Genomic DNA, 14,720 nt, shown 5'->3' with positions numbered 1-14,720 from the left:
CGGGTTTCTTAAAGCGGGTCAAGTCAGAGCAGGAAGATCGTCGCCAGCCCAAGGAAGATGAAGAACCCGCCACTATCGGTCATGGCGGTGATCATCACGCTCGCGCCCATCGCAGGGTCGCGCCCAAGCCGCGCCAAGGTCATCGGAATCAGAACCCCCATCAACGCCGCCAGCAACAGATTGAGCGTCATGGCGGCCGTCATGACCACGCCAAGGGACCAACTGCCGTAAAGCAGATAAGCCACAACGCCAATCACCCCGCCCCACACCAGGCCATTGATCAGACCGACCGCCAACTCCTTGCGCATCAGCCGCGAGGTATTGCCGGTACTGACCTGATCCAGCGCCATCGCACGAACGATCATGGTGATGGTCTGGTTACCGGAGTTGCCACCGATACCGGCTACGATCGGCATCAATGCCGCCAGTGCGACCAGTTTTTCGATGGAACCTTCAAACAGGCCGATCACCCGCGATGCAATAAACGCGGTAATCAGGTTTACCGCCAGCCATGCCCAACGGTTGCGCAGGGATTTCCAGACTGACGCGAAAATATCTTCTTCTTCGCGCAGACCCGCCATGTTGAGAACTTCGTTTTCGCTCTCTTCACGAATCAGGTCGACCATTTCATCGATGGTCAGACGGCCGATCAGCTTGCCGTTCTTGTCGACCACGGGGGCCGAGATCAAGTCATAACGTTCGAACGCCTGAGCGGCGTCATAGGCATCCTCGTCCGGGTGAAAACTCACCGGGTCGCTGGCCATGACTTCCGAAACCTGTTTTTCCGGATCGTTGACCAGCAGACGCTTGATCGGCAGTACACCTTTCAGCACGCCGTCGTAGTCGACAACGAACAGCTTGTCGGTGTGGCCGGGCAGCTCTTTGAGGCGACGCAGGTAACGCAGAACCACTTCGAGACTGACATCCTCACGGATGGTCACCATCTCGAAGTCCATCAATGCACCGACTTGCTCCTCGTCGTAGGACAACGCGGAGCGAACGCGCTCACGCTGTTGACCATCGAGGGTTTCCATCAGCTCGTGGACGACGTCTCGCGGCAGCTCGGACGCCAGGTCAGCGAGTTCGTCGGCGTCCATGTCCTTGGCCGCGGCCAGGAGTTCGTGATCGTCCATGTCGGCGATCAGGGTTTCACGGACCGAGTCGGATACTTCGAGCAGGATGTCGCCGTCGCGATCGGCCTTGACCAATTGCCAAAGCGTCAGACGATCGTCCAGCGGCAGCGCTTCAAGGATGTAGGCAACGTCGGCGGAGTGCAGATCATCGAGCTTGCGTTGCAGCTCGACGAGGTTTTGCCGGTGAACCAGGTTCTCGACCCGGTCGTGATGCGGACCTTCCTGGCGATGAGTCAGGTCTTCGACGACCCGCTGACGCTGCAACAGCTCAACAACTTGAGCGAGGCGGTCCTGCAGGCTTTCTTGCGTTTTCTTTACTTCAACTTCGGACATAGGCGAACTCCACTCCCAGCAGCGGGGCACGCCGGAAGGATCAATCAGTCAATTCATGATTGGTGAAACGGGGTACTGAGTAACTACTGGGTAAGTCCATGGAGGTATTCCACAAGCCCCGGCGGGGCTGACGGGCGCAATGATACACCGCCCAACGGTTTTAAACGTTAAAAATCGTGGCTGAAACAAGCGCTTGCAAGCCAAACCTGAGCGCCACCCTATCTATCCAATTGCGACGACTCATTCTGAAAAGAAAACACACTGCCCTGCAAAAATGTAGCAGCTACCCTTGATATCGACCGTCATGGAGGACGACATATGCCACCGATTGCGTACTGCTTTTTGCTGACCGCCCTGCCCTGCCTGCCGCTACTGCTGCACGCGCAGACTGTAAACCGTTGCGAAGCTGCCAACGGACATGTGACCTTCACCACCTTGAGCTGTTCGTCCGCAGAGAGCCTGCTCGTACAGGATGTGCGCACTTTCACCCCCGGCAGCACGATGCCGTTCATGCCAAGCGCCGACATCGGTGAAACATCAGGTAAGACAAACGCAAGGAGAGAGCCGACCATCGTGGGTCGGGCAGAAGACAAATGCGGGAACCTGATCAGCGCCAGGGAACGACGCGAAGCGATCATCAATCAACGCGTCGTCGCAGGCATGAGTCAGCAGGACGTCGAGAGCGCGCTTGGCAAGCCAGACAAGATCAGTATCAGGAATTCATCAACGAGCTACCGCTATGACGCCAAGCGAGGTCGTAGCGCACAGGTCGAGTTTGACGAGAAAGGATGCACGAAAGGAAAAGCCAAATCCCAGACGGCAAAAAGCCCGCGTTAAACGCGGGCTTTTTGGTGTTTGGTGCACTCGACAGGATTCGAACCTGTGACCGCTCGGTTCGTAGCCGAGTACTCTATCCAGCTGAGCTACGAGTGCATTTTGTGTTTTTAAACCAGACCACAACTGGCTGAAGCAAAGTCGCTCACATCACTGCAAACAACTCTTAAATGGTGCACTCGACAGGATTCGAACCTGTGACCGCTCGGTTCGTAGCCGAGTACTCTATCCAGCTGAGCTACGAGTGCATTTGTTGCCGCGCATTATAGGCCGTCTAATCTCTATGTCAAACACTTTTTCTAGTAATTTCAACAACTTACCGAAGAAGCCAGATTACAACGTACTACGCAAATAATGGCGGAGAACGGGGGATTCGAACCCCCGACACCCTTTTGAGGTGTACTCCCTTAGCAGGGGAGCGCCTTCGGCCACTCGGCCAGCTCTCCGCAACACGGGGCGTATCTTAACCAACCTTTTCCCCGTTTGCAAACATAAAAAACGATAAAAATTAATGGCTTGGTTCTTCGTCCTTCTCTTTCTTTATACGCAGGTAAATTTCCTCACGGTGCACAGCAACCTCTTTCGGGGCGTTCACACCGATACGCACTTGATTTCCTTTGACGCCGAGCACGGTCACGGTGATTTCGCCATCACCAATAATCAGGCTTTCTGCGCACCGACGGGTCAGAATCAGCATACCTTTCTCCTAACGCATTTCATTTCAGGGACAACAGTCTGCAAAAAAAAGGCACTCGACCCACAACCAGAATGATCGCAGCCCTACATGCCTGAGTATTGACCAGCGCGAGCAAAAGAACAGTTTTAGGCCGCGCCATTCAAAAAAAGACAAAGGGCGCGGTCAGACCGCGCCCTTTGGTAAACGCATCACTCGCCCTGACGGGCCGGTGCGTCCAGTTCGAAAGCTGTGTGCAGAGCGCGCACAGCCAATTCCAGGTACTTCTCTTCGATCACAACGGAGACTTTGATTTCCGAAGTCGAGATCATCTGGATGTTGATGCTTTCTTTCGCCAGGGATTCGAACATGCGGCTGGCCACGCCTGCGTGGGAGCGCATGCCGACGCCGACGATCGATACCTTGGCAATTTTGGTGTCGCCCACGACTTCACGGGCACCCAGCTCGCCAGCGGTTTTTTCCAGCACGGCTTGCGCCGCCTGGTAGTCGTTGCGGTGTACAGTGAAGGTGAAGTCGGTGGTGTTATCGTGCGCGACGTTCTGCACGATCATGTCGACTTCGATGTTCGCGGCACTGATCGGGCCGAGAATCTTGAATGCAACGCCCGGGATGTCTGGCACGCCACGGATGGTCAGCTTGGCTTCATCGCGGTTGAATGCGATACCGGAAATGATCGGCTGTTCCATGGTTTCCTCTTCATCAATAGTAATGAGGGTGCCCGGACCCTCCTTGAAGCTGTGCAGTACGCGCAGCGGAACGTTGTACTTGCCGGCAAACTCGACCGCACGGATCTGCAGTACCTTGGAACCAAGGCTGGCCATTTCCAGCATCTCTTCGAAGGTAATCTTTTCCAGGCGTTGAGCCACGGACACCACACGCGGGTCGGTGGTGTAGACACCATCGACGTCGGTGTAGATCTGGCATTCATCAGCCTTCAGGGCTGCGGCCAGCGCCACGCCAGTGGTGTCGGAACCGCCGCGACCGAGGGTGGTAATGTTGCCGTGCTCGTCGACGCCCTGGAAACCGGCGACAACCACTACGCGACCGGCTTTCAAATCACCACGAATCTTCTGGTCATCAATCTGCAAGATACGCGCTTTATTGTGCGCGCTATCGGTCAGAATCCGTACCTGATTACCGGTGTAGGACACCGCTGGCACGCCGCGCTTGATCAGCGCCATGGCCAACAGTGCAATCGTCACCTGCTCACCGGTGGAAACGATCACATCCAGCTCGCGGGGAACCGGTTGGCCGTCGCCACTGATTTGCTTGGCCAGATCGATCAGACGGTTGGTTTCGCCGCTCATTGCAGACAGCACAACCACCAGGTCATCGCCGGCATCGCGGAATTTCTTAACCTTGTCGGCGACCTGCTCGATTCTCTCGACAGTGCCGACCGAGGTGCCTCCAAATTTCTGTACGATCAAAGCCATTTCAAAGCCGCCTCTGCCCATGAAGGGCGCCCAAATAATCACTCAAACAGCGTTCTGGCCCGCTACTAGACCGCGAGCCAGACACACTGCCTTATAAACCCTGCTCTACAAATGGAACGGTCAGGGCCAATGCTGCATCCAGAGCGCCAGCGTCTGTACCGCCGCCTTGCGCCATGTCTGGACGACCACCACCCTTCCCGCCCACTGCCGCAGCGGCTTGCTTCATCAAATCACCGGCTTTGAGTTGGCCAGTCAGGTCTTTGGTTACGCCTGCAACCAGAACGACCTTTTCCTCATGGACACTGCCGAGCAGGATCACTGCGCGGCCGAGTTTGTTTTTCAGTTGATCGACCAGCGCCAGCAGCGCCTTGCCATCCTGACCGTCCAGACGCACGGCCAGCACCTTCACGCCTTTGACGTCCAGGGCTGCGGCCGACAGATCGTCGCCCGCTGCACTGGCAGCCTTGGCTTGCAACTGCTCGAGTTGCTTTTCCAGCAGACGGTTGCGCTCCAGCACAGCCGACAGCTTGTCGATCAGGTTATCGCGGCTCCCCTTGACCAGGTTGGCCGCTTCCTTGAGTTGTTCTTCGGCCGCATTCAAGTAGGCCAGTGCCGCAGCGCCGGTGACGGCCTCGATACGACGCACACCCGATGCCACACCGCCTTCGCTGATGATTTTCAGCAGGCCGATGTCGCCGGTACGGTTGGCGTGGATACCGCCACACAGCTCAACCGAGAAATCGCCACCCATGCTCAGCACGCGCACATTGTCGCCGTACTTCTCGCCGAACAGCGCCATGGCGCCCTTCTTCTTGGCGGTCTCGATGTCGGTTTCTTCGGTTTCAACCGCGGAGTTCTTGCGGATCTCGGCGTTGACGATGTCTTCCAGAGCTTTCAATTGCTCAGGCTTGATGGCTTCGAAGTGGCTGAAGTCAAAGCGCAGGCGCTGACTGTCGACCAACGAACCTTTCTGCTGAACGTGATCGCCCAGCACCTGACGCAATGCGGCGTGCAGCAAGTGAGTGGCCGAGTGGTTCAGCGAAGTGGCGTGACGCACCTCGGCTTCGACGTGAGCTTCAACCGGCGCGCCGATGATCAGGCTGCCCGATGCCAATACACCGTGGTGCAGGAAGGCGCCGCCGGTCTTGGTGGTATCGCGCACGTCGAAGCGGCTGTTGCCGGCTTGCAGATAACCACAGTCACCAATCTGGCCACCGGACTCCGCGTAGAACGGGGTCTGGTTTAGAACGACCACGCCTTCTTCGCCTTCGCTCAACACGTCAACCGATTGCCCTTCTTTATAGAGAGCCACGACTTTCGCCGAACCGCTGGTCGCTTTGTAACCAGTAAATTCGGTAGCCACATCAACCTTGACCAGGCTGTTGTAGTCCATGCCGAAGGAGCTGGCGGAACGGGCACGGACGCGTTGGGCTTCCATTTCGCGCTCAAAGCCTTCTTCGTCGATGGTCAGGCTGCGCTCGCGAGCGATGTCGCCGGTCAGGTCCATCGGGAAACCGTAGGTGTCGTAGAGTTTGAACACGACGTCGCCCGGTACCACGTCGCCTTTGAGGTCGGCCAGATCCTGCTCGAGGATTTTCAGGCCTTGCTCCAGGGTCTTGGCGAACTGCTCTTCTTCAGCTTTCAGAACACGTTCGATGTGCGCCTGCTGGGATTTCAGCTCAGGGAAGGCTTCGCCCATCTCGGCAACCAGGGCCGCAACGATCTGATAGAAGAAACTGCCCTTGGCGCCCAGCTTGTTGCCGTGACGGCAAGCGCGACGAATGATCCGGCGCAGTACATAGCCGCGACCTTCGTTGGACGGCAGCACACCGTCAGCGATCAGGAAGCCGCAAGAACGAATATGGTCAGCCACGACTTTCAAGGAAGCCTGAGCGTCGTTGGTGCATCCAATGGCCTTGGCCGAAGCGCTCAACAGGCTCTGGAACAAGTCGATTTCATAGTTCGAGTGAACGTGCTGCAGCACGGCACTGATCCGCTCCAGGCCCATGCCGGTGTCGACCGACGGTGCTGGCAGCGGGTGCAACACGCCATCGGCGGTACGGTTGAACTGCATGAACACGTTGTTCCAGATCTCGATGTAACGGTCGCCGTCTTCTTCCGGCGAGCCCGGTGGGCCACCCCAGATGTCGGCGCCGTGATCGTAGAAAATCTCGGTGCAAGGACCGCACGGACCGGTATCGCCCATGGTCCAGAAGTTGTCGGACGCGTACGGCGCGCCTTTGTTATCGCCGATGCGAACCATGCGCTCGGCCGGAACGCCGATTTCCTTGGTCCAGATGTCATACGCCTCGTCATCGCTGGCGTAGACGGTCACCCAGAGTTTTTCCTTCGGCAGATTCAGCCACTGGTCGGAGGTCAGGAAGTTCCAGGCATAGGTGATCGCGTCACGCTTGAAATAATCACCAAAGCTGAAGTTGCCCAGCATTTCGAAGAATGTGTGGTGACGGGCGGTATAACCGACGTTTTCCAGGTCGTTGTGCTTGCCGCCAGCGCGCACGCATTTCTGGCTGCTGACCGCGCGGGTGTACGCACGTTTTTCCTGGCCCAGGAAGCAGTCCTTGAACTGGTTCATCCCCGCGTTAGTGAACAGCAGGGTTGGGTCGTTGCCCGGAATCAAAGAGCTGGAGGCTACACGGGTGTGGCCTTGCTCTTCGAAGAAGCGAAGGAAGGCTTCACGGATTTCTGCGCTTTTCATTAGGTTCTTCCACGGAGGCTGCGGCCAAAGGCCTGTTCGAAACGTCAACAGACGAAGCGACGGCAAAGGGCCGCATTATATCGGCCCTGCGCGCGGGGTACAGCGTGTTTATACGATAGAAACAGTCAATTGGGGCGCTAACGCTATCACTTGCGCGAAAAGTCGACGAATGCCGCGACGACCTGCCCGATTTGCTCACGACTGACGTCCATGTGCGTGACCATACGCAGACGCCCTGCCGCGCTTAACTTGATCCCGCGTTCGGCGGCGAACGTCTTGATGGCTTCGGCCTTGTCGCCCATCTGCACGTACACCATGTTGGTCTGCACTGGCTCGACGTCGTAACCCGCCGCGCGCAGGCCTTCGGCCAACAATTGCGCATTGGCGTGGTCGTCAGCCAGACGCTGGACGTTGTTATCCAGCGCATACAAGCCTGCTGCCGCCAGAATCCCGGCCTGACGCATGCCGCCTCCGACCATCTTGCGCAATCGGCGCGCCTTGGCGATCAACTCGACCGAGCCGCACAACACCGAACCGACCGGCGCGCCCAGGCCTTTGGACAGACACACCGACACGGAATCGAAATGCTGAGTGATTTCCCGGGCATCAACCCCCAGTTTGACGGCCGCGTTGTAGAGCCGCGCGCCGTCCAGGTGCAGCTGCAAGCCATGTTCACGGGTAAAGCTGCGGGCCCGCGCCAGATACTCCAGCGGCAGCACCTTGCCTTGCATGGTGTTTTCCAGCGCCAGCAAACGCGTGCGGGCAAAATGGAAATCGTCCGGTTTGATTGCGGCGGCCACCTGGGCCAGGTCCAGCGAGCCATTGGCCTGCTGTTCCAACGGCTGCGGCTGAATCGAACCGAGCACCGCCGCGCCGCCACCTTCATACTTATAGGTGTGGGCCTGTTGACCAACGATGTATTCCTCGCCGCGCTCGCAATGCGCCATCAAACCCAGCAGGTTACTCATCGTGCCTGTCGGCACAAACAGCGCTGCGGCGAAACCCAGACGTTTTGCCAGCTCGGCTTCAAGACGGTTGACCGTCGGATCCTCGCCATAAACGTCGTCACCGGTGGCCGCGCAGGCCATTGCGTCGAGCATCCCGGCGGAAGGTTGGGTGACGGTGTCGCTGCGAAGATCGATAACGCTCATGAATCTGGCCTCGGTAAGCAGGGGAAATCCCTTTCAAGTAGAAATTACTGCGGTCATGACGACGAATAATCAACCCTTGAGCCGGAAAAGACACCCCAAGTAAGCGAAAAAGCCGATAACAATCATCAAATCGCAGCGATGCACGGCTCGCAAATATGTGATAAAAACGCTGCGCCGCCAGACAATCTGACGGCAAAACGTTCTCAGGGCGGGGTGCAACTCCCCACCGGCGGTAATTGCGCGCAACGCGCATAGCCCGCGAGCGCTTGGCGACAGGTACGGCAATGACCGTGCATGACGACAAGGTCAGCAGACCCGGTGTGATCCCGGGGCCGACGGTCATAGTCCGGATGAAGAGAGAACGGGATTGACGCCAAAGGGCCGTCCGCTGCATTCGTGCGAGCGTGCGTACCCTGAAATCCCATTCGATTCATATGCCCTGTTTTAACCATAAACAGGAGTCAGAACATGCAACCCACCGCAATCGATAGCAAAAGCAAAAACCATCAGGGCGAGCGCGTTGCGTTCATCCAGGCCTGCTGGCACAAGGAAATCGTCGATCAGAGCCGTAAAGGCTTTGTCACCGAAATGATTGCCCAGGGTTATCAGGAATCGGACATCGATTTCTTCGAAGTCGGCGGCGCCTTTGAAATGCCCCTGCACGCCAAGTTGCTGGCCAAGACCGGCCGTTATTCGGGCATCGTCGCGGCAGCCCTGGTGGTTGATGGCGGGATCTACCGTCACGAGTTCGTCGCCCAGTCGGTGGTCAGTGGCCTGATGCAGGTGCAACTGGAAACTGAAGTGCCCGTGTTCTCGGTATCCCTGACCCCGCACCACTTCCATGCCGGTGAAGAGCACCAGAAGTTCTTCTTCGAGCATTTCCTGCATAAAGGCCAGGAAGCCGCGAAGACCTGTGCGGATACGCTGCACAAGATGCGTGCGTTGCGTCGCAGTGAGCCGCGTGCGGTAGCAGTCTAAAACACATGACTTGAGTGAGGTCCCAGACTTCACTCAAACCAATTGTGGGAGCGAGCCTGCTCGCGAAAGCGGATTAACATTCAACGGTGATGTTGTTTGTTATGCCGTCTTCGCGAGCAGGCTCGCTCCCACATTTGTTAGTGTTGTGCTCAGGCGAGGTTTTCGTCGGTGGTCGGTACGATCAGGATGCCGGCGCGCAAGCCATTCTTCACCTTGGGGTTCGGGAAGATAATCCGGGCGCCCTCTTCTTCGATGATCCAGCGGGTATTGGCGATGTCTTCCGCCAGCAGGTAACCCACGTCCAGTTCGGAAAAGTTCTCGATGTCCGCCGGAAGGTTCAAGCGGAAGCTGTCGCTGTGCTTGATGATTTCCCGCGCCACGCTGTACAGCTGCAAACCGTCCAGTGCCGCTTCGGTCGGTTCCGGTTCGACGCCTTCGATGATCTGTTTCAGGCGGGTTTCCAGCAGCGAAACGTTGACCCCGGCGTTCTGCCCGAACGGCCTTGCCTTGCCCAGTTCCAGGGTGAAGGACTCGGCGCCCAGCTTGTCATAGGTGTAGGAACTGAAAACGATGGATGGCTTGTTCTGTAACAGCACCGCTTCCATGCCGGCAGCACGCAGGCGCGCCAGTTCCTGACGCGAATGCTGGCGACCTTCCTTCCAGGGGTACAAGGCGAACTGCTCGATCTTCGAGCCGCGAATCGCGGTGTGCAGGTCGTAGTGCAGGCGCTGACGATCTGGCAGGCTGAAGAAACTCGCCGCCAGCCGTTCCAGCTCACAAGCGCGCAAGGCTTCGGAGCCGCTGCTTTGCTCGTGGCGGCCATTGAACAGCCGATTGACGTCCTGCTCGACAAAGCGCTCGCCTTTGCGAATCGCTTCCGGGTTACCGAACAGGAACAGAATACGTGCGCGCGGCTTCAAATCACCGCGAGCGATGTCATGCAACAGGCGGTCGAGCAACTCGATCGGCGCTGTTTCGTTGCCGTGAATACCGGCTGACAGCAGCAGGTCAAGGCCATTGTCGCGCGCTTCAGGTGGCCGGACTTCCAGCGCACCTTCGCTCAACCAGCGCATCCGCACGCCTTCGACAGTCAGTTGAGTCTTCTCCGCCGGTTCACGGCCGGCGAGGGTCAGTTCAAGCAGTTTGCCGAGGGCGAGCATAGAGCGGTTTCCTTAGTGGTCGTGTGCGCAATCCGGGCCGTGCACGTGGTCTTCATCGCCGACTTCAGCCGGTTCCATTTCCAGTTGCAGACTTACCAGATTAGTCGCCAATGGACGCAGCAGCAGGTTGGCGTATTCAGCGTCACCTTCTTCGACGTCCACGCCGATCAGCAGTTGGCCACGGCCATCGTGCTGGATCCACAGCTCTTTGCCTTGCCACAGGACCGCGACGCGGGTGCAGGAGGTTTCCAGTTGCGTGCCGTCGGTGTCTTCAAGGATCAGCTGCAGGGTATCGCTCATGTTTTTTACGCTCTCGTTTGAGACTTTCAATTGATCTGGAATGGATAAACCGCGCCCAGTTTAAGGATTTGCGTCAGTTCATCCAGTGCCGTCCGGCATTCAAGCAGCAATTGCGGGTCCGCGAGATCATTTTCGGTCATGCGGTCGCGGTAGTGCTTGTCGACCCATTCGGTCAACGTGCCGTACAACGGTGCCGTCATGATAACCCCTGGGTTGACCGCCGCCAGTTCGGTTTCATTCAGTGCGACGCGCAGCCGCAGGCAAGCCGGGCCGCCACCGTTCTGCATGCTTTGCTTGAGATCGAAGACTTTCACCTCGCGGATCAGGCCGCCGGAGCTGGTCAGACCTTGCAGGTACTGCCAGACACGCTCGTTGCCACGGCATTCTTCGGGCACGATCAACAGCATCGAACCGTCAGGACGCGACAGCAGTTGGCTGTTGAACAGGTAGGAACGAACGGCGTCTTCCACGGTGACGGCGGAACGCGGCACGCAGACCGACTGGAATTTGCCGCCGACTTTAGCCAGTTTGCTTTGCAGCTCGGCCAGCATCTGCTCGGTGTCGAGGAATGCGTCCTCGTGATAGAACAACACTTCGCCGTTACCCACCGCGATCACGTCGTTGTGGAACACGCCCTGATCGATCACCGACGGATTCTGCTGCGCATAGACGACGCCGTCTTCGCTCAGGCCGTGCAGGCGGGCAACGGCCTGTGACGCTTCCAGCGTCTGGCGTGCCGGGTATTTCTGCGGTGCCGGGTAGCGGGTATCGAACGCGCTGCGACCGAACACGAAGAACTCAACGCCGGCTTCACCGTATTCACGGCAGAAACGGGTGTGGTTGGCCGCGCCTTCGTCACCGAACTGCGCCACGGCCGGTAACGCGGCGTGGTGCGCAAAGTGCTTCTGATCGGCGAACATCGCACCCAGCACGCGGCTGGTGGTCGGGTGTTCGATGCTGCGGTGGTACTTGCAGTTGAGGTTGGCGGCGGTGAAATGCACGCGGCCGTCAGCGGTGTCGGCACTCGGGCTGACCGTGGCGGCATTGGCGACCCACATGCTCGACGCCGAGCAACTGGCAACCAGCAACGGCATCGCGTCTTTAGCGGCTTGCTCGATCACTTGCGCGTCGGTGCCGCTGAAACCCAACCGGCGCAATGCGGCCACGTCCGGGCGTTCTTGTGGCGCCAGCACACCTTGCTGAAAGCCCATTTCCATCAGCGCTTTCATTTTCGCCAGGCCTTGCAGCGCGGCTTCCTTCGGGTTCGAAGACTGCTGGCTGTTGCTCTGGGACGCGACGTTGCCGTAGGACAAACCGCCGTAGTTATGGGTCGGCCCCACTAGACCGTCAAAATTGACTTCATAGGATTTCATCAGCGAGGCTCCACGAGAATCTGTTGTTATGGCTTCAGTAACTATTCAGTAAGACCGCGGCGCGGCCATCGCCAGCCTGCTGGCGATGGGGCATTACGCCATTTTCACGCCGGGCGTGAGCGTCGCAGGCAACACCAGGCTCGGGGTTTCCAGCGATGCCACCGGGTACGCGCAGTAATCGGCTGCGTAGTAGGCGCTGGCGCGATGGTTGCCGGAGGCCCCCACACCGCCGAATGGCGCGCTGCTCGCGGCACCGGTCAGCTGCTTGTTCCAGTTGACGATACCGGCGCGGCTTTCCAGCCAGAACTGCTGGTAACGCGCTTCGGAATCCGACAGCAAACCCGCCGCCAGGCCATAGTCGGTGTCATTGGCTTCGGCGATCGCCGCTTCAAAATCAGCGTAGCGGATCACTTGCAGCAACGGGCCGAACAGCTCTTCGTCAGGACGGTCAGCCACGGCCGTCACGTCCAGAATGCCCGGGGTCAGCAACGCGGCTTGTGCCTGCGGCTGAGTCATTTCCAGCAATGCCACTGCGCCATTGGCCAGCAAGTGCTCTTGCGCATCCATCAACGCTTTCGCGGCGCCAAGGGAAATAACCGACCCCATGAACGGTGCCGGTTGTTGATCAAACGCACCTACTTCAATCGTCGCGCTGACCGCCACCAGACGCGCCAGCAGCGTGTCGCCCCAGGCGCCCTGCGGCACCAGCAAGCGGCGTGCACAGGTGCAACGCTGACCGGCAGAAATGAAGGCCGACTGGATGATGGTGTAAACAGCGGCATCGAGGTCGGCCACTTCGTCGACCACCAGCGGGTTGTTACCACCCATTTCCAGCGCCAGGATCTTGTCTGGACGACCAGCGAACTGCTGATGCAGATGATTGCCGGTGCGGCTGGAGCCGGTGAAGAACAGACCGTCGATGCCCGGGTTTGCCGCCAGGGCAATACCGGTTTCACGAGCGCCTTGCAGCAGGTTCAACACACCCGCCGGCAGACCGGCTTCGATCCAGCATTTAACCGTCAGTTCGGCAACTTTCGGGGTCAGCTCGCTGGGTTTGAACAACACGCTGTTACCGGCCAGCAGCGCGGGCACGATGTGACCGTTCGGCAAGTGGCCAGGGAAATTGTAAGGACCGAACACCGCCACCACGCCGTGCGGTTTATGACGCAACACAGCGGTGGCGTCGCCCAGCGGGCCGCTCTTCTCGCCGGTACGTTCACGGTAGCTCTGCACCGAAATCGCGATCTTGTTGACCATGCTGGTCACTTCAGTCGCCGATTCCCACAGCGGCTTGCCGGTTTCTTCACCGATGCAGCGTGCCAGTTCGTCAGCCTTGTTTTTCAGTGCGGCGGCAAAGGCCTCAAGCACGGCAATGCGCTCGTCCAGGGTCCGACGGGCCCAGCCCGGGAATGCCTGACGCGCGGCTTGCACGGCGGATTCAACCTGAGCCGTCGTGGCGCCTTCGCCGGACCACAGCACTTGCTGGGTCACCGGGTTCAACGACTGGAAGGCTTCACCCTGACCGGCCAGCCATTCACCTGCGATGTATAGCGAATTCATTATTTCGACTCCCGAGCAGCAGACAACGGAACGGCGCGCACTTGATCGCCGGCGTTGAGTTGAAGGCGTTTGGCGGTCAGCGGATCAACCACCAGCGTGCCGGCGGCGAAGCGTGCTGGAGCGGCAGTGATCCGGCAGTCTTCGCGCTTGCGGTTGTGAATCAGGAACGGGGTAGCGTCGTCGCCCGGTGTGCCGATGGCCAGCACCAGCGCCTCGCTGTCACGCACCGCGCGGATCTTGCCGGTTTCGCACTCGACGGCCGGGCCGGCGTCGAAGATGTCGACGTAGCCCTGGTAGCTGAAACCTTCGCTCTTGAGCATGGCCAGCGCCGGTTCGGTGTCCGGATGGACCTTGCCGATGACGTTGCGCGCGTCGGGCGACAGGAAGCAGGTGTACAGCGGAAACTTTGGCATCAGCTCGGCAATGAATGCCTTGTTGCCCACGCCGGTCAGGTAATCAGCCTGGCTGAATTCCATCTTGAAGAAGTGACGGCCCAGGCTCTCCCAGAACGGCGAACGTCCGGCTTCATCGGAGACACCACGCATCTCGGCGATGATCTTGTTGCCGAACAGTTGCGGGAACTCGGCAATGAACAACATCCGCGCCTTCGCCAGCATGCGGCCATTGAGGCCGGTGCGGAAATCGGCGTGCAGGAACAACGAGCACAGCTCGGAGTTGCCGGTCAGGTCATTGGCCAGGAACAGCGTCGGAATCTCGCGGTAGATGCTCAGCTCTTGCGAAGCGCTGACCGTCAGACCGACCCGGAAGTTGTACCAAGGCTCACGCAGGCCGACCGCACCGGCGATGGCGGAAATGCCCACCACGCGGCCCGCGTCATCTTCGAGTACGAACAGGTAGTCCGCATCAGCGCGCCCGGCTTCGCCGCGAAAGGTCTTCTCGGCCCAGCCGACCCGATGGGCCAGACGTTCTTCGTTGGCCGGCAAGGTAGTCAGGCCGGTGCCGGTGCTGCGGGCCAGGTCGATCAGAGCGGGTAAATCGCTGCTGCGTACGGGACGAACGATCATGCTATCTCCTCAAACGGGCCGCTTGCGCCA

General features: G+C 58.9%; 12 protein-coding genes, 3 tRNA genes and 1 riboswitch. Of the genes, 2 read left to right on the top strand and 13 right to left on the bottom strand.

Features of this window, described 5'->3' with window-relative positions; genetic code table 11:
* Positions 1-23: 23 nt before the first annotated feature.
* Positions 24-1,466: a magnesium transporter gene (gene mgtE, locus J2X66_RS21995; protein ID WP_010457218.1), complete on the bottom strand. Its 1,443-nt coding sequence runs from the start codon at positions 1,464-1,466 to the stop codon at positions 24-26.
* A 318-nt stretch (positions 1,467-1,784) separates the two neighbouring features.
* On the opposite strand from mgtE, the gene J2X66_RS21990 reads away from it, so the two are divergent.
* Positions 1,785-2,303, top strand: a complete 519-nt coding sequence (locus J2X66_RS21990; protein ID WP_310268449.1) for a cell envelope protein SmpA — start codon at positions 1,785-1,787, stop codon at positions 2,301-2,303.
* A gap of 19 nt (positions 2,304-2,322) precedes the next feature.
* Here the strand turns inward: J2X66_RS21990 and J2X66_RS21985 are convergent.
* The 7 genes from J2X66_RS21985 to ltaE form a co-directional block, all read right to left on the bottom strand.
* Positions 2,323-2,399 (bottom strand) — tRNA-Arg (locus tag J2X66_RS21985).
* A gap of 72 nt (positions 2,400-2,471) precedes the next feature.
* Positions 2,472-2,548: transfer RNA gene (locus J2X66_RS21980), tRNA-Arg, on the bottom strand.
* 107 nt (positions 2,549-2,655) lie between these two features.
* Positions 2,656-2,746: transfer RNA gene (locus tag J2X66_RS21975), tRNA-Ser, on the bottom strand.
* Between the two features lie 62 nt (positions 2,747-2,808).
* Entirely contained in the window at positions 2,809-2,997 is a 189-nt protein-coding gene (gene csrA, locus J2X66_RS21970; RefSeq protein ID WP_002554426.1) for a carbon storage regulator CsrA, read from the bottom strand.
* Between the two features lie 188 nt (positions 2,998-3,185).
* Positions 3,186-4,427 (bottom strand): aspartate kinase, encoded by a 1,242-nt coding sequence (locus J2X66_RS21965; RefSeq protein ID WP_027923937.1) that lies wholly within the window; start codon positions 4,425-4,427, stop codon positions 3,186-3,188.
* Positions 4,428-4,518: 91 nt separating this feature from the next.
* On the bottom strand, positions 4,519-7,143 hold the full coding sequence (alaS, locus tag J2X66_RS21960; RefSeq protein WP_310268446.1) for an alanine--tRNA ligase: 2,625 nt from the start codon (positions 7,141-7,143) through the stop codon (positions 4,519-4,521).
* Positions 7,144-7,289: 146 nt separating this feature from the next.
* Positions 7,290-8,294: a low-specificity L-threonine aldolase gene (gene ltaE, locus J2X66_RS21955; RefSeq protein ID WP_310268443.1), complete on the bottom strand. Its 1,005-nt coding sequence runs from the start codon at positions 8,292-8,294 to the stop codon at positions 7,290-7,292.
* A 195-nt stretch (positions 8,295-8,489) separates the two neighbouring features.
* A riboswitch (FMN riboswitch) is annotated at positions 8,490-8,661 on the top strand.
* 101 nt (positions 8,662-8,762) lie between these two features.
* On the opposite strand from ltaE, the gene J2X66_RS21950 reads away from it, so the two are divergent.
* Positions 8,763-9,272, top strand: a complete 510-nt coding sequence (locus J2X66_RS21950; protein WP_310268441.1) for a 6,7-dimethyl-8-ribityllumazine synthase — start codon at positions 8,763-8,765, stop codon at positions 9,270-9,272.
* A gap of 149 nt (positions 9,273-9,421) precedes the next feature.
* Here the strand turns inward: J2X66_RS21950 and astE are convergent, their stop codons facing one another.
* The 5 genes from astE to astA all read right to left on the bottom strand — a co-directional run bounded on the left by astE (position 9,422) and on the right by astA (position 14,690).
* Positions 9,422-10,432: a succinylglutamate desuccinylase gene (gene astE, locus J2X66_RS21945; protein WP_310268438.1), complete on the bottom strand. Its 1,011-nt coding sequence runs from the start codon at positions 10,430-10,432 to the stop codon at positions 9,422-9,424.
* Between the two features lie 12 nt (positions 10,433-10,444).
* Positions 10,445-10,732 carry a hypothetical protein gene (locus J2X66_RS21940; RefSeq protein ID WP_027923932.1) on the bottom strand — a complete coding sequence of 96 codons (288 nt, stop codon included), beginning with the start codon at positions 10,730-10,732 and terminating at the stop codon, positions 10,445-10,447.
* Between the two features lie 26 nt (positions 10,733-10,758).
* Positions 10,759-12,105 (bottom strand): N-succinylarginine dihydrolase, encoded by a 1,347-nt coding sequence (gene astB / locus J2X66_RS21935; protein WP_123432856.1) that lies wholly within the window; start codon positions 12,103-12,105, stop codon positions 10,759-10,761.
* 93 nt (positions 12,106-12,198) lie between these two features.
* Positions 12,199-13,668 (bottom strand): succinylglutamate-semialdehyde dehydrogenase, encoded by a 1,470-nt coding sequence (astD, locus tag J2X66_RS21930; protein WP_310269267.1) that lies wholly within the window; start codon positions 13,666-13,668, stop codon positions 12,199-12,201.
* On the bottom strand, positions 13,665-14,690 hold the full coding sequence (astA, locus tag J2X66_RS21925; RefSeq protein WP_310268433.1) for an arginine N-succinyltransferase: 1,026 nt from the start codon (positions 14,688-14,690) through the stop codon (positions 13,665-13,667). Before astA ends, astD begins: the two co-directional genes overlap by 4 nt.
* Between the last annotated feature and the right edge of the window lie 30 nt (positions 14,691-14,720).

This window comes from Pseudomonas sp. 3296 (assembly GCF_031456615.1).
In the GTDB taxonomy this organism is placed as follows: Bacteria; Pseudomonadota; Gammaproteobacteria; order Pseudomonadales; family Pseudomonadaceae; genus Aquipseudomonas; species Aquipseudomonas mucoides.
Note: the sequence above shows the minus strand (reverse complement) of the source record. Positions and strands in the feature narration are given on the sequence as shown.

Bases quoted from the DNA above. Each gene is read 5' to 3' on its own strand.
- mgtE (WP_010457218.1), bottom strand. From the start codon at position 1,466: ATGTCCGAAGTTGAAGTAAAGAAAACGCAAGAAAGCCTGCAGGACCGC.
- J2X66_RS21990 (WP_310268449.1), top strand. From the start codon at position 1,785: ATGCCACCGATTGCGTACTGCTTTTTGCTGACCGCCCTGCCCTGCCTG.
- csrA (WP_002554426.1), bottom strand. From the start codon at position 2,997: ATGCTGATTCTGACCCGTCGGTGCGCAGAAAGCCTGATTATTGGTGAT.
- J2X66_RS21965 (WP_027923937.1), bottom strand. From the start codon at position 4,427: ATGGCTTTGATCGTACAGAAATTTGGAGGCACCTCGGTCGGCACTGTC.
- alaS (WP_310268446.1), bottom strand. From the start codon at position 7,143: ATGAAAAGCGCAGAAATCCGTGAAGCCTTCCTTCGCTTCTTCGAAGAG.
- ltaE (WP_310268443.1), bottom strand. From the start codon at position 8,294: ATGAGCGTTATCGATCTTCGCAGCGACACCGTCACCCAACCTTCCGCC.
- J2X66_RS21950 (WP_310268441.1), top strand. From the start codon at position 8,763: ATGCAACCCACCGCAATCGATAGCAAAAGCAAAAACCATCAGGGCGAG.
- astE (WP_310268438.1), bottom strand. From the start codon at position 10,432: ATGCTCGCCCTCGGCAAACTGCTTGAACTGACCCTCGCCGGCCGTGAA.
- J2X66_RS21940 (WP_027923932.1), bottom strand. From the start codon at position 10,732: ATGAGCGATACCCTGCAGCTGATCCTTGAAGACACCGACGGCACGCAA.
- astB (WP_123432856.1), bottom strand. From the start codon at position 12,105: ATGAAATCCTATGAAGTCAATTTTGACGGTCTAGTGGGGCCGACCCAT.
- astA (WP_310268433.1), bottom strand. From the start codon at position 14,690: ATGATCGTTCGTCCCGTACGCAGCAGCGATTTACCCGCTCTGATCGAC.